This window comes from Geobacillus genomosp. 3, from assembly GCF_000445995.2.
Taxonomy (GTDB): Bacteria; Bacillota; Bacilli; order Bacillales; family Anoxybacillaceae; genus Geobacillus.
The window spans coordinates 2547901-2562684 of sequence record NC_022080.4; the positions used below are offsets into that span (position 1 = coordinate 2547901).

A 14784-nucleotide genomic window follows, 5' to 3' on the forward strand; every position below is an offset into this window, starting at 1 on the left:
CGCCCCCTCGCCGGCAAAAGAAACGGAAAGCGTCCCTCTCATAAGAAAGGACGGCTTCCCGCCATGGCCGGAATATATAACAGCTGCCCCTCGTGCACATCATCCGGGCTTTCTAAATCGTTGGCGCGCAAAAGCTGGGAGATAGTCACATCATACCGCTCAGCAATCTTGTCCAACGAGTCTCCTTGCTGGACGATGCAAATTTTTACTTTTGTAAACTCTTCCGCTTCACTTTTCGCAAACAGCTTTGTTAAGTAAAGGGCGTTTTCGCTTTTCACTTCCGTCTGTTGTTCTTCCTCTTCCTCCTCATTTCCTGCCTTTTTGGCGGCCCCGATTGAGACTTTCGCCTCCGTTGGCGGCAACAGGGGAGCAAGTTCCTCTTCCGCTTCCGCACTCACCGCTTTCGTTTCCGTCTCAAGCGGCAAAAATGGTTCTTTTACGTCCTCTTCTTCATCAGACGGCGTTTGTTCATGACGTACAGCCGCCGGTTCAAAGGCGGAAACCGGCAGTTCCTCGCCCGCTGCGACAGTCTGTTCATCCGCCTCATCAGCGGGACGGTCCTCCGATGTGAACGTCTCATCGTCGGCTGCCTCCTTGCGGGCGACCGACTCGAACGGGGCAAAAAGCGGCTCCTCATCTTCGTCATCGGCAGGCAAGTCATCGACAAGCGGCGCTTCACTAATCCCGCTGATCGAAATATCAGCAGTCACAAGCAGTCTCCCGTTATCACCTAAGTCATAGTCAAACGTTTCCACTGTAACGTATACATCATCAAGATCACGAATGCGGTTTTTCGGAATCGTTATATCGATCGGAAACCGGTGCGACAGCTCGCAAATGCCATCCTCGCGCACGGAAATGTGCTGAATGTAACGATAGCTGGCAAAATCAAATGCGTCGCTGTCCACTTCCGGAGCCTCTCCTCCGCTTGCCGGGTGAAACTCTCCGTTTAGTTCAAGCGCGCCGCGAATCGTAATATATTGATCGTACTCGTCGACAGAGATCACAGGGTCAAGGGAAATCGACAAAAATTCGGCGACTTCCTGTCCGCTTTTAAACCAGACTGACTCTTCCAATGAAAAACGCAAATACGATTGCTCCAACCGGGCCTCCTCCTTCCGTCCCTTCACCTAATGGTTTCTATGACATTATCCATTGTATGAGCGAAAAAGAGGCGGTATGATAAAAAAATCAGGCTGCCGTCGATCAGCAGCCTGATTAGCTCACGCCTTGCGCAGGCGGGCAAACACCCGCTCCGCTGCGGCAATCGTATACTCGATATCCTCATCGCTGTGCGCCGTCGACAAAAACAGCCCTTCAAATTGCGACGGCGGCAAGAAAATGCCTTCATTCGCCATTTCCCGGTAATAAGCGGCAAACAGCTCCAAGTCAGACGTTTTCGCCGTTTCGTAATTGACCACCGGTTCGTTCGTGAAGAACAAGCCGATCATCGATCCGGCGCGGTTGATTGTATGCGGAATATCATATTTTCCGGCCGCTTGGCGCAACCCTTCTTCGAGGCGCGCCGCCTTGCGGCTGAACTCTTTATACGTTTCCGGCGTCAGCTGGCGGAGCGTTTCGTAACCAGCCGTCATGGCGAGCGGGTTGCCGGATAGTGTGCCTGCCTGGTACACCGGCCCGCTCGGCGCAACGAGTTCCATAATGTCCGCTTTCCCGCCATACGCCCCAACCGGCAGGCCGCCGCCGATCACTTTGCCAAGGCACGTCAAATCCGGTTCAACCCCATAATACCCTTGGGCGCAGCGGTAGTCGACGCGGAAGCCGGTCATGACCTCGTCAAAAATAAGCAGGGCGCCGTATTGTTTTGTCACGTCCCGCAGTCCTTCCAAAAAGCCGGGAACAGGCGGCACGACGCCCATGTTGCCGGCCACCGGCTCAACGATCACCGCGGCGATGTCTTCGCCAAACCGCTCAAATGCATAGCGGACGCTGTCTAAATCGTTATACGGAACGGTGATCGTATGTTGGGCGACCGATTCCGGTACGCCCGGGCTGTCCGGCAAGCCGAGCGTCGCCACGCCGGAGCCGGCTTTAATGAGCAGCGAATCGCCATGGCCATGGTAGCTGCCTTCGAATTTGATGATTTTGTTGCGCTTCGTATAGCCGCGCGCAAGGCGAAGTGCGCTCATCGTCGCCTCAGTTCCGGAGTTGACCATGCGTACGATTTCAACCGACGGCACCCGCTCGATGACGAGTTTGGCCAACTCGCTTTCCAGAAGCGTCGGGGCGCCAAAGCTCGTTCCTTGTTCCGCCATGCGCTTTAACGCTTCCACGACTTGCGGATGGGCATGTCCTAAAATGAGCGGCCCCCATGACAATACATAGTCGATATATTCGTTGCCGTCAATATCGTAAATTTTCGAACCTTGGCCGCGCGCCATAAAGATCGGCGTCATGCCGACCGACTTAAAGGCGCGCACCGGGCTGTTCACCCCACCCGGCATCAAGTTGACTGCCTCTTCGTAAGCGGCTTTCGACCGTTCATAGCTTCGCACAGTTCCGACCTCCTCTATTCCGCCAGCCAACGGGCGACGTCTTTCGCAAAATACGTGATGATCAAATCAGCACCCGCCCGCTTCATGCCGGTCAGCATTTCCATCACGACCGCTTTCTCGTCGATCCAGCCGTTTTGCGCCGCCGCCTTGACCATCGAATACTCGCCGCTCACGTTATAAGCGACAAGCGGAAGCGGAAAGCGGTTTTTGATGTCGCGGATGATGTCCATATACGCCAACGCCGGCTTCACCATTAAGAAATCGGCGCCTTCTTTCACATCGGATTCCGCCTCGCGAAACGCTTCAAGACGGTTGGCCGGATCCATTTGATACGTTTTCCGGTCACCGAACTGCGGCGCGCTGTCAGCCGCGTCGCGGAACGGGCCGTAAAACGCCGAAGCGTATTTAATGGCATACGACATGATCGGCACGTTTTCCAATCCGGCTTCATCCAATCCTTGACGGATGGCGGCGACAAAGCCGTCCATCATGTTCGACGGTGCGATGATGTCAGCACCTGCTTTCGCTTGACTGACCGCCGTTTTGACGAGCAGCTCAAGCGACGGATCGTTCAACACATGTTCGTTCTCCACGACGCCGCAATGGCCGTGGCTTGTATATTCACACAAACACGTGTCGGCAATAACGATCAGTTCCGGGCATTGTGCTTTAATTTGGCGGGTTGCCCGCTGGACGATGCCGGTTTCGCAATACGCCTGTGTACCGACTTCATCTTTGTCATCCGGCACACCAAACAACATAATCGCCGGAATGCCGAGCTTGACGATTTCGTCGATTTCCTCCGCCAAGCGGTCGAGTGACAAATGGTACACCCCAGGCATTGACGGCACTTCGCGGCGAATGCCGCTCCCTTCGACGACAAACAGCGGATAAATGAGATCGTCAACACGAAGATGCGTCTCGCGCACCATCGCCCGCAGTGCGGCCGTTTGCCGCAGGCGGCGGTGTCGGTCAAATGTCAACGCCATATGATCGTCCCTCCATGGAAAAATATTGTTCCATCGCTTTTATCATACCATCAGCTGTATAATCGATTGGACAAATATGTACTGTGATCCCTTCCCGCTCCGCCGCTTTTTTCGTCACCGGCCCGATGCAGGCGATGGTGACCCCTTCAAGAAGCGCCGGCATTTCGCCGCCGAGAAGGTGGACAAGACTATGGACGGTCGAAGGGCTCATCAACGTAATCACATCGATTTTCCGCTCGCATAGCAGCGCCAACAGCCGTTCGCGCCCGCTCGCATCGGGCACGGTGCGGTACACCGTCAGCTCATCGACCAACGCCCCTGCTTTCCTGAGCGCCTCAGGCAACGTCGGGCGGGCCAAATCCCCTTTGACAAACAACACCCGATCCCCTTGGCGGAGGCGAGGCGCAAGGACGGCTGCCAGCCGCTCAGCGGTGAAATCATCCGGCATGAGCGCCGGCGAAAAGCCGAATTCGGCGAGCGCCGCCGCCGTCTGCCGTCCGACGACAGCGATGTCAGGCACAAGCGACGACGGCGGGAGATACGGGCAAAAAAAGCGCACCGCGTTCGCGCTTGTCAAGACGAGCCAACGATAATCGTGAAGCCGTTCGACTGCGGCGGCGATGTCTTCCGGCGCGGCGGCCGGCCGGATGGAAATTAACGGAATCTCAACCGGCATAGCGCCGGCAGCGCGCAATTTGGCAGAAAACGAAGTTGCCTGCTCCTTCCCGCGGGTCACGAGCACCGCCTTGCCGGCGAGCCGACGTTCAGCCATTATTGATCCAACTCCTTTTTCACCCGTTCAATAAGCGCCTTCGCCCCTTGCTCACTCAACATGGCGGCCGCCTGCCGGCCAACCGCCTCCGGATCGAGGCCGGCCACGATTTCTTTGTACATTTCGTTGCCATCCGGCGAAGCAACAAGTGCGGTGAGACGCACCGTTTCCCCTTCCACTTCCGCATAGCCGGCAATCGGCACTTGGCATCCGCCTTCCATTTGCTGCAAAAAGGCGCGCTCCGCCCGCACCGCCCGCTCGGTTCGCTCATCGTTTAGGCGGTTTAACCATTCCCGCAGCTCCGCATCATCTTCACGGCATTCCACCGCAAGCGCCCCTTGGCCGACGGCCGGGACGCAAACGTCCGGCGGCAAGTAGTCGCTGATCACGTCACCGCTCCACCCCATGCGCACCAAGCCGGCGGCCGCCAGCACGATTGCGTCGTAATCCTCGTTTTCCAGCTTCGCCAGCCTCGTATCAATATTGCCGCGAATCCATTTGATCGTCAAATCCGGGCGATAAGCGAGCAACTGTGCCGATCGGCGCAGGCTGCTCGTGCCGATGACCGCTCCCGGCGGCAAGTCAGACAACGTCCGCTTCCCCTTGCTCACGAGCACATCGCGCGCATCTTCGCGGCGCGGCACCGAGCCGATCACCAACCCGTCCGGCAGCACCGCCGGCATATCTTTCATGCTGTGAACGGCCATATCGATGCCGCCGGTGAGCAATTCATGCTCGATCTCTTTCACAAACAGCCCTTTTCCGCCCACTTTGGAAAGCGTGACATCGAGCACGCGGTCTCCTTTCGTGACGATTTCCTTCACCTCAAACGTAAACGGCGCCCCGAGACGCTTCAATTCGTCGATGACCCAGTTTGTCTGGGTCAAGGCGAGCTTGCTGCGCCGTGAGCCAACGACAATGTTTCGCATTTCGTTCCTCCCCAATTACGCATACCAAAAATGGAATTTTGACAGACTGCCAAACAAGAAAAAGTTCACAAGCAAAAATAAAAACGAACCAATATTCCATAGCGCAATCGCCTTCCCTTGCATCTGCCGGACGACCCGTTTGTAAAAGTAGATGCTATAAACGAGAAGAACGACAAACGACCCGAGCACTTTCGCGTCATACCAACGGAAGTGGTCAAGTTGAATGTATGCCCAGATGACACCGAGAATGAGCCCTAGTAACAACATAGGCAAGCCGAGCAAATTTAAAACATAAGACAAAAAATCGAGCTTCGCCAAATCGGCCATCCGCCACAGGCGCGCTCCCCATTTTTTCCTTTTCAACAAACTGTATTGCAGCATATACAGCACCGAAAAAATAAAGGACACCGAAAAAGCAGCGTATGCTCCGAGCGCGAGCGTAATATGAATGATCAGAAGCTCCGAGACGAGCCGTTCGGCGATGGCCGGCGACTGCGATGACGGCACAAACGTGTGAATGGCCAAAATAAAAAAGGCGAGCACGTTCGTAAAAAAGACGATGAAATCGACGCGCAACAGCCGGTTGATCACGAGCGACAGCGTAATGAGCAGCCAGGCGTAAAAATAAAGCCCTTCCGACATCGTCAAAATCGGAAAGCGCTTCGTTTCCATGATGCGGAAGGCGAACACCAACGTCTGCAGCAGCCAGACAACAGAAAGCAACCAGAAGGCGGTTTCGTTCGCCTTCCGGTTTTGCTGCAAAAAATCAATGAAGTATAACAGGATGGACGCAATGTAAAGCAAAATCGACAGTTCGTACAACGGCGCCACGATCCATCCCACCTTACAGCTGCCACGACGGATGGGCCGCTTCCGCTTGCTGCCGGTCGTGCCGCACTGCTTCTTCCCGCTTCATCCCCTGTTGCTGCGCTTTCACCGCATCTTCGATATTAAAAATTTTCATAAACAGCTCGAGCGCCTCCTCGGCGTTCGGGCTGGCAGCGAGCTCTTTCGCCTGCAAAATCGGATCGCGGAGCAGCTGGTTGATGATGCTTTTCGTATGCTTGTTCAGCACTTTCCGGTCGCGCTCCGACAAGTGCGGCAGCTTCCGCTCCAAGCTTTTCATCGTTTCCGCCTGAATGGCGAGCGCTTTTTCACGCAGCGCCGCAATGACCGGCACGACCCCGAGCGTCTGCAGCCATTGGCTGAACGCAACAAGTTCGGCCTCCAGCATCGTTTCAATGCGGGCCGCTGCTTTTTGCCGCTCGGCCAAATTGGCGGCCACCACATCTTGCAAATCGTCAATATCGTACAAAAAGACCGTCTCCAAATCGGCCAACGCCGGATCCAAATCGCGCGGCACGGCGATGTCGACCATAAAGAGCGGGCGGCCTTTGCGCATTTTCTCGAGCGGCGCCACCATCTCTTTTGTCAACATGTAGCCTTTTGCTCCGGTCGAGCTGATGACGATGTCCGCTTCCAGAAGCGCACACGACAGTTCGCTGAGCGGCTTCGCCTCGCCGGCGAACTGTGCGGCGAGCTGCTTCGCTTTGTCGAGCGTCCGGTTGACGACTGTGACTTTGCCGGCGCCGCTGCCATACAAGTTTTGCGCCGCCAATGCGCCCATTTTGCCGGCACCGATGATCAACACGTGCTTATCCGCCAGGCGGCCAAAAATTTTCTTCGCCAGCTCAACGGCCGCATAGCTGACCGATACAGCATGCGCGCCGATGCCGGTTTCCGAATGAGCGCGCTTGGCAAACGTCACCGCCTGTTTAAACAGATGGTTGAAAATCGTGCCGGTCGCCCCAATCTCTTGGGCGAGCAAATAGCTGTCTTTCACTTGCCCTAAAATTTGCGTTTCCCCGAGCACCATCGAATCTAAGCCGGCAGTGACACGGAACAAATGGCCGACGGCCGCCTCCCCTTCAAAGACAAGCAAGTACGGGGCGATCGCTTCCGTCTCGAAGCCAAACCATTCGGCTAAAAACGATTTGATATAGTAACGGCCGGTATGCAGTTGATCGACGACCGCGTAAATTTCCGTCCGGTTGCATGTCGACACAATGACGTTTTCGAGCACGCTTTTTTGCTTGGCGAGCCGTTGCATCGCTTCGCCGAGCTCGGTCTCGCTAAACGCCAGTTTTTCACGAATTTCTACAGGGGCGGTTTTATAGTTCACGCCGACAACGATGACTTGCACAGTGCAATCCCCCCTTTTAGGCAAATCCCTTCTACATATTATACCATAGCTGTCCACCACTCCGATTTGAAAAAATTGTGAACATCCATCGCCAGCTATGATAAACTGTATACAGTGACCATTCTACCACAAACATGTCTACATGGGAAACGGGGGACATGACCATGAAAAACAAAGCCGCCTTCTCCGGCATCTTGTTCATTGGGCTTGGGCTGTACTTCCTTGCCGCGCAGCTGTCAATCCCATTTTTGCGTCTTTTTCAAGGCTGGCCGGCTTTGCTTGCCATTTGCGGCGCCGCCCTGCTCGGCCAAGCGTACTCGGCGCGCGAGTACCATTATGTCTTCCCTGGCTTCCTTTTGCTCGGCTTCGGCGTCGAGCTGCTGCTCGCCGGCGCATTTCCGTCTTGGCCGCGCGGGACCAATATGTTTTTTTTCCTTATCGCGCTCGCCTTTTTGGCCAGCAGCCGCAAGCAAAAAAGCGGAGCCGGCTTCGGTGTCTTTTTTTTGTTTCTTGCGGTGGTGTTCACGTTTTCCGGCCGCGGCCAGCCGCTCTTTCAACTCTTGCAAACCGGGCTTTCTTCCGTCTGGACGTTTTGGCCGCTCGGGCTGATCGCCGTTGGAATGTATGTGCTATGGGCCAAACGGAAGTAAGCGGGCGAAAAAGCGGTTTCCGCTAACGAAACGGACGGCCGGCGGGCCGAAAAGGCTGGTGAACAACAGACTCGCCGGATTTGTCAACATCGCACGGAATGCCGTTATGGCGCCGCAAACAAAGTTGTGCAATTCGGAACACGGTGTTGGGGTGCAATGTTCTCCTTCCCCCAACTTCCTAAAAAGGCGCCCCCTCCAAAAACGGGACGCCTCTTTCCGTCACCCGGCTAAAAACGGCATGATCGCCGCCCACGCCTCGTCTTTCCCCTGCCCGGTCTCAGCGGAAAACAAAATGAGCGGGTCGCCGCCAGCCATATTCAACGTTTCACGCGCGATTTTCGCCTGTTTTGCCTGCTTGCCGCGCGGCACTTTATCGGCTTTGGTCGCGATCACGATGACCGGAATGTCATAATGCTTCAAAAACTCGTACATCATCACATCGTCTTTCGTCGGCGGATGGCGCAAATCGACGAGCAGAAGCGCCGCTTTAAGCGGCTTGCGCGTCGTAAAATACGTCTCCATCATTTTCCCCCATTTTTGCCGCTCCTGCTTTGAGACGCGGGCAAAGCCATAGCCGGGCACGTCGACGAAGTAAAACGCATCGTTAATCAAATAAAAGTTCAACGTCTGCGTTTTGCCTGGCTTTGATGACGTGCGCGCCAAGTTTTTCCGGTTGATCATTTTGTTGATGAACGATGATTTTCCGACGTTTGAACGGCCGGCGAGCGCCACCTCCGGCCGCCCGCCGTCCGGATATTGCTCCGGCTTGACAGCGCTGATCACGATTTCCGCTTTTGTCACGTTCACCGTTCCCACCCCACGAGCGCGTGCGGCAACACTTCATCAAGATGGGAAACAAGCACAAAGTGCAAGTCGCGCTTCACCGTTTCCGGAATGTCGGCTAAATCTTTTTCATTGTCTTTTGGCAAAATGACCGTTTTCAGTCCGGCACGGTGGGCGCTTAACGTTTTCTCTTTTAAGCCTCCGATCGCGAGCACCCTGCCGCGCAGCGTAATTTCCCCGGTCATGCCGACAAACCGGCTCACCGGCTTGCCCGTCAACGCGGAAATGAGTGCGGTCGCGATCGTAATGCCCGCGGACGGCCCGTCTTTTGGCACCGCGCCTTCCGGAACATGAATATGAATGTCATACGTTTCATGAAATTTCGGGTCAATGCCGAGCTCCTCAGCGCGCGAGCGTACATAGCTGAACGCCGCTTGCGCCGATTCTTTCATCACATCGCCGAGCTTTCCGGTCAAGACGAGCTTGCCGTTTCCTTTCGCGAGCGACACTTCGATGGCGAGCGTATCGCCGCCAAACGCGGTGTACGCGAGTCCGGTTGCCACACCGACTTGATCTTCCGCTTCCGCCTGGCCGTAGCGGTATTTTCGCTTTCCTAAAAATTCTTCGACATTGTTTTCTGTAATGACAACCCGCTTTTTCTCGCCGGAGACAATGAGACGGGCCGCCTTCCGGCAAATGGCGGCAAGCTGCCGCTCAAGCTCCCGAACGCCGGCTTCCCGCGTATAGTGGCGGATGATATCGACCATCGCGTCATCACGAACCTGGAGTGCCGCCTTTTTCAAGCCGTGCTCATCGAGCTGTTTCGGCAGCAAATGCCATTTGGCGATATGAAGCTTTTCGACTTCCGTATAGCCCGGAATGTGAATCACTTCCATCCGGTCCAACAACGGCTGCGGAATGGTCGCCAAGTTGTTGGCGGTGGCAATAAACATCACTTTCGACAAATCGTACGGCTCTTCAATATAATGATCGCTGAACGTATGGTTTTGTTCCGGATCGAGCACCTCGAGCATGGCGGCAGACGGATCGCCGCGAAAATCGCTCGACATTTTGTCGATCTCATCAAGCAAAAAGACCGGGTTGATCGTACCTGCTTTTTTCATGCCTTGGATGATGCGGCCTGGCATCGCCCCGACGTATGTGCGGCGATGGCCGCGAATTTCCGACTCGTCGCGCACGCCGCCGAGCGACATGCGGACAAAGCGGCGGCCAAGCGCTTTGGCGACCGAGCGGGCAAGCGATGTTTTTCCGACCCCCGGTGGTCCGGCGAGGCAAAGAATCGGCCCCTTTAACGATCGCGTCAACTGCTGTACGGACAAAAATTCAAGCACCCGTTCTTTCACCTTATCGAGCCCATAATGTTCCTCGTTTAAAATGGCTTCCGCCCGTTTAATGTCGTGGATGTCTTCCGTTTCTTTCGACCAAGGCAAAGCGATGAGCCAGTCTAAGTAGTTGCGGATGACCGCGCTTTCCGCTGATGTTGCCGGAATTTTTTCGTAGCGGTCCAGCTCCTTGAGCGCCGTCTCTTTCACATGTTCCGGCATGCCGGCCGCCTCGATTTTCTCTTTGAGCGCCTCGACTTCACCCGTTTTTCCTTCCTTTTCGCCGAGCTCTTTTTGAATGGCTTTCATTTGCTCGCGCAAATAGTACTCTTTTTGCGTCCGCTCCATCGACTGCTTGACGCGGGCGCTAATTTTTTTCTCGAGTTGGAGCACTTCTTTCTCGTTGTGCAAAATGCGAATAATTTCGTTCAGTCGTTCTTTTACATCGATCGTTTCTAAGATGCGCTGTTTTTCTTCAAGCTTGAGCGGCAAATGTGAGGCGATAATATCAGCCATGCGGCCCGGCTCGTCAATATCAACGATCGATGCGTAAATGTCAGCCGACAGCCGCTTCGATAAATTTATGTACTGCTCGAAATATTCGAGCATCGTCCGCTTGAGCGCCTCGTCTTCTAAATCTTTCGCCGCCCGGTCGGCAAACTTTTCAATCTTGACGGAAAAATACGGCTCCTCGCTGATGACTTCGGTGATGAGCGCGCGCGCCACCCCTTCAACAAGTACGCGAAACGTGCCATTCGGCAGTTTAAGCAGCTGCTTGACGCGGGCAATCGTCCCCATTTTATATAAGTCGTCCATATCTGGTTCGTCGATGCCGACATCTTTTTGTGATGTCAGCAAAATCATATGATCCTCGACCATCGCCTGTTCGAGCGCTTTCACCGATTTCTCGCGCCCGACGTCCAAATGGAGCACCATCGTCGGAAACACAAGCAATCCCCGCAGCGGCAAAAGCGGAACGACCGTCTCCTTTTTCTTTCCGTTCACGCCGAACACCTCCATATCTCGCTTCTATTCGTTTATTGTATAGTACGACAGCCAGATTTGTAAAATTTGACGAACACCAAACGAGGTAACTGCCTGCTGCCTGTCGGAAGACAAAGAAAAACCGACTCCGGCGATCATCCGCTTGCGCCGAAGCCGTGCGCTGACAACTGGTCAAACAGTGGCTCCCGCCCGATAACCGGCCGCATCATATAGCGACCGCACACGAGACGGTGTGTTCCGCAGCCGCCAAGGGCAGGCGGACGCGCTCCTTTCCGCCATCGTTCCTCTTTGGCTAAACGAGTTTTTTCTCCGAACGGTCGGCTGCAGCAGCTGGCAAAAACGCGGTTCCCCGACGGAGCGTTTCTTCACCGAACACGTGAGCGAGCGCTTCTTCAAGGCGGCGGACGGCGATAATTTGAATGCCGCTTACTTCCCGCAGCAACGACTGCATGTTCTCAATCGGAATAATGACTTTTTTCGCTCCGACTTGCTTGGCTGCTTTAATTTTGGCAAACACTCCGCCGACCGGTTTGAGGTAGCCGCGGATGCTAATCTCTCCGGTCATCGCGACGGTATGATCGACCGGCAGCTGGTAAATAGCCGAGTAAATGCCGACCGCGATCGCCACCCCGGCCGAAGGGCCGTCGACCGGTACGCCGCCCGGAAAATTGACATGAATATCGTAGCGGTCCGCCGGCACGCCCATCGCCCGCAGCACAGTAATGACGTTTTCCGCTGAGCCGCGCGCCATGCTTTTGCGGCGCACCGATTTTTCCGCGCTGCCGATGCTTTCTTCCTCAACAATGCCGGTCACATTAATCGACCCTTTTCCTTTCGCCGGCAAGGCCGTCACTTCGATTTCGAGAAGCGCACCGGTGTTTGGCCCGTACACAGCCAACCCGTTCACCACACCGACAGCCGGAGCGGAAGCGATTTTCTTCTCATAGCGCGGTGCCATTTGGCTTGAGTGAATGACCCATTCGATATCTTTGTCTAAAATTTTCTCCCGGTTCTCTGTAATGGCCATGCCGGCAGCGATCTGCATGATGTTGACCGCTTCCCGGCCGTTGCGCGCATAGGCGGCAAGGAGGCGAATACCGCTTTCGGAGACATTCAAGCGAATTTTTTCCGCCGCTTTTTTCGCGATTAAGGCGATTTCGTCTTGATCAAGCTCACGGAAAAACACCTCCAAACAACGGGAACGAATGGCCGGAGGAATCTCGTTTGGCGTTCGCGTCGTCGCCCCGATGAGGCGGAAATCAGCCGGCAGCCCGTTTTGGAAAATGTCATGAATATGGCTTGGAATTTGCGGGTTTTCTTTGCTGTAGTAGGCGCTTTCAAAAAATACTTTCCGATCTTCAAGCACTTTTAGCAGCTTGTTCATTTGAATCGGATGGAGTTCACCAATTTCATCAATAAACAAAACGCCGCCATGGGCGTTCGTCACCGCCCCTTGCTTCGGCTGAGGAATGCCAGCTTGTCCCATCGCCCCGGCTCCTTGGTAGATCGGATCGTGCACCGAGCCGATGAGCGGGTCGGCGATGCCCCGCTCGTCAAAGCGCGCTGTCGTTGCATCCAGTTCAACGAATACGGCGTTTTTCTTAAACGGGGAGAGCGGATTTTTTTTTGCTTCTTCCAGCACGAGCCGGGCCGCGGCCGTCTTACCGACGCCAGGCGGTCCATAAATGATGACATGTTGCGGGTTCGGACCGCACAGCGCCGCTTTTAGCGCCTTGATGCCGTCTTCCTGGCCGACAATATCGTCAAAACTTTTCGGTCGCACTTTTTCCGCCAGCGGCTCGGTGAGCGAAATCGAACGCAGCTTGCGGAGCTGCTCCATCTCTTTGCGCGATTCTTTATCGATGGATACTTTTTGCACACGCTGCCCTTTTAACAAATTCCAAAAATAAAGGCCAATGATGACCCCGAAAAACAACTGAATGACAAGCACGATATTTGTCCAATCCATGCCCCGATATCCTCCTGCCTTCAAGTAGTATGTAGTATGATAGTATCTCCGCGAACTGGTGGGAATAAACAAAAAAAGCGGCTGCCGACGCCCGGGGCATGGCACAAAAAAAGAAACCGCCGTAAAAGGCGGTTTTCTCATTAAGCGGACGTTTTCCGTTCATGCTCGACCACCGTACCGTCGTGGCGAATGAGTTTCGGCGGCTTTGTGCCGCGCACGGTGTCGAGGGTAATGACGCACTTTTGCACATCTTCGCGCGACGGGAGCTCAAACATAACATCAAGCATAATCCCTTCGATGATCGACCGAAGGCCGCGCGCACCGGTTTTCCGTTCGATCGCTTTTTTCGCGATTTCATGAAGCGCCGCTTCTTCAAACTCAAGCTCAACGCCGTCAAGCTCGAGCATTTTTTTGTACTGCTTTACAATTGCATTTTTCGGTTTCGTCAAAATTTCAATGAGTGCCTGCTCATCGAGCGGTTCAAGCGTGGTAATGACCGGCAGCCGGCCGATGAACTCCGGAATGAGCCCAAATTTAAGCAAGTCTTCCGGCAGCACTTTCGACAGCAAGTTTTTCTCATCCATGTCTGCCTGGTTCATTTCAGCCCCAAATCCGATCACTTTTTTGCCGAGGCGGCGCTTAATAATCGGCTCAATGCCGTCAAACGCTCCGCCGCAAATAAACAAAATGTTCGTCGTGTCGATTTGGATAAACTCTTGGTGCGGATGTTTGCGGCCGCCCTGCGGTGGAACGCTGGCGATCGTTCCTTCCAAAATTTTCAGCAGCGCCTGTTGCACCCCTTCACCTGAAACATCGCGGGTAATGGAAGGGTTTTCCGACTTGCGGGCGATTTTATCGATTTCGTCGATGTAAATAATGCCTTTTTCTGCCCGTTCAACGTCGTAATCAGCCGCTTGGATGAGCTTCAGCAAAATGTTTTCAACATCCTCGCCGACATAACCGGCTTCTGTGAGCGATGTTGCATCGGCGATGGCAAACGGCACGTTTAAAATGCGCGCCAATGTTTGGGCCAAGAGCGTTTTCCCACTTCCGGTCGGCCCGATCATCAAAATGTTGCTTTTCGACAACTCGACATCGTCAATTTTGCTGCCGGAGTTAATCCGTTTATAATGGTTGTAAACGGCGACAGCAAGCGATTTCTTCGCTTCATCTTGGCCAATGACATATTCGTCCAAAATTTCCCGGATTTCCACCGGCTTTGGCACATCTTTAAATTCAAATTCTTCTTCATTGCCCAGCTCTTCTTCCACGATCTCCGTGCATAGCTCGATGCACTCATCGCAAATGTAAACCCCCGGCCCGGCAACGAGCTTGCGCACTTGATCTTGCGTTTTGCCGCAAAACGAACACTTCAATTGCCCTTTTTCATCATTAAATTTAAACATGTTATTCACCCCTTGCTAACGGAATCACGCCTGCGTTATGTATCGTGCCTCGCCATCCTTTGTTGCCCAAAACTTATGTATTCGCTATTTTACCATAAATGTTCCTAAAAAGGCGAATGAAAAATCCGTGATGTGTTAGAAAAGTTTGAAAAGTCACTCTTCAAACGCCATGATTGAGATAAAGAACAAGGCACGAACGTCTCGCGCCTTGTTCTTTCA

At 54.2% G+C, this 14784-nt stretch carries 12 protein-coding genes; 1 reads left to right on the forward strand and 11 read right to left on the reverse strand.

Annotated elements, in window-relative coordinates:
• Positions 1–38: 38 nt before the first annotated feature.
• The 7 genes from spoVID to hemA form a co-directional block, all read right to left on the reverse strand.
• Positions 39–1103, reverse strand: a complete 1065-nt coding sequence (spoVID, locus tag M493_RS12730) for a stage VI sporulation protein D (RefSeq protein ID WP_020960768.1) — start codon at positions 1101–1103, stop codon at positions 39–41.
• A 120-nt stretch (positions 1104–1223) separates the two neighbouring features.
• Positions 1224–2516: a glutamate-1-semialdehyde 2,1-aminomutase gene (gene hemL, locus M493_RS12735; protein WP_020960769.1), complete on the reverse strand. Its 1293-nt coding sequence runs from the start codon at positions 2514–2516 to the stop codon at positions 1224–1226.
• A gap of 14 nt (positions 2517–2530) precedes the next feature.
• Complete coding sequence (gene hemB, locus M493_RS12740) at positions 2531–3505, reverse strand: porphobilinogen synthase (protein ID WP_020960770.1); 975 nt, start codon at positions 3503–3505, stop codon at positions 2531–2533.
• Positions 3489–4277 carry a uroporphyrinogen-III synthase gene (locus M493_RS12745; RefSeq protein ID WP_020960771.1) on the reverse strand — a complete coding sequence of 263 codons (789 nt, stop codon included), beginning with the start codon at positions 4275–4277 and terminating at the stop codon, positions 3489–3491. Before M493_RS12745 ends, hemB begins: the two co-directional genes overlap by 17 nt.
• Positions 4277–5206, reverse strand: a complete 930-nt coding sequence (hemC, locus tag M493_RS12750) for a hydroxymethylbilane synthase (RefSeq protein WP_020960772.1) — start codon at positions 5204–5206, stop codon at positions 4277–4279. The genes M493_RS12745 and hemC overlap by 1 nt, the downstream gene beginning before the upstream one ends.
• Positions 5207–5221: 15 nt before the next feature.
• A complete protein-coding gene (gene ccsA / locus M493_RS12755; protein WP_041267976.1) occupies positions 5222–6040 on the reverse strand; it encodes a cytochrome c biogenesis protein in 819 nt (272 codons plus the stop codon).
• Positions 6041–6050: 10 nt separating this feature from the next.
• Complete coding sequence (gene hemA / locus M493_RS12760; protein WP_020960774.1) at positions 6051–7409, reverse strand: glutamyl-tRNA reductase; 1359 nt, start codon at positions 7407–7409, stop codon at positions 6051–6053.
• A gap of 164 nt (positions 7410–7573) precedes the next feature.
• On the opposite strand from hemA, the gene M493_RS12765 reads away from it, so the two are divergent.
• A complete protein-coding gene (locus M493_RS12765) occupies positions 7574–8059 on the forward strand; it encodes a LiaI-LiaF-like domain-containing protein (protein ID WP_020960775.1) in 486 nt (161 codons plus the stop codon).
• A 219-nt stretch (positions 8060–8278) separates the two neighbouring features.
• On the opposite strand, the gene yihA is transcribed toward M493_RS12765, so the two are convergent.
• The 4 genes from yihA to clpX all read right to left on the reverse strand — a co-directional run bounded on the left by yihA (position 8279) and on the right by clpX (position 14565).
• A complete protein-coding gene (gene yihA / locus M493_RS12770; RefSeq protein ID WP_020960776.1) occupies positions 8279–8866 on the reverse strand; it encodes a ribosome biogenesis GTP-binding protein YihA/YsxC in 588 nt (195 codons plus the stop codon).
• Positions 8863–11205, reverse strand: a complete 2343-nt coding sequence (lon, locus tag M493_RS12775) for an endopeptidase La (RefSeq protein ID WP_041267783.1) — start codon at positions 11203–11205, stop codon at positions 8863–8865. The genes yihA and lon overlap by 4 nt, the downstream gene beginning before the upstream one ends.
• 277 nt (positions 11206–11482) lie before the next feature.
• Positions 11483–13159 (reverse strand): ATP-dependent protease LonB, encoded by a 1677-nt coding sequence (gene lonB / locus M493_RS12780; RefSeq protein ID WP_020960778.1) that lies wholly within the window; start codon positions 13157–13159, stop codon positions 11483–11485.
• A 140-nt stretch (positions 13160–13299) separates the two neighbouring features.
• Positions 13300–14565 (reverse strand): ATP-dependent protease ATP-binding subunit ClpX, encoded by a 1266-nt coding sequence (clpX, locus tag M493_RS12785; protein WP_020960779.1) that lies wholly within the window; start codon positions 14563–14565, stop codon positions 13300–13302.
• Between the last annotated feature and the right edge of the window lie 219 nt (positions 14566–14784).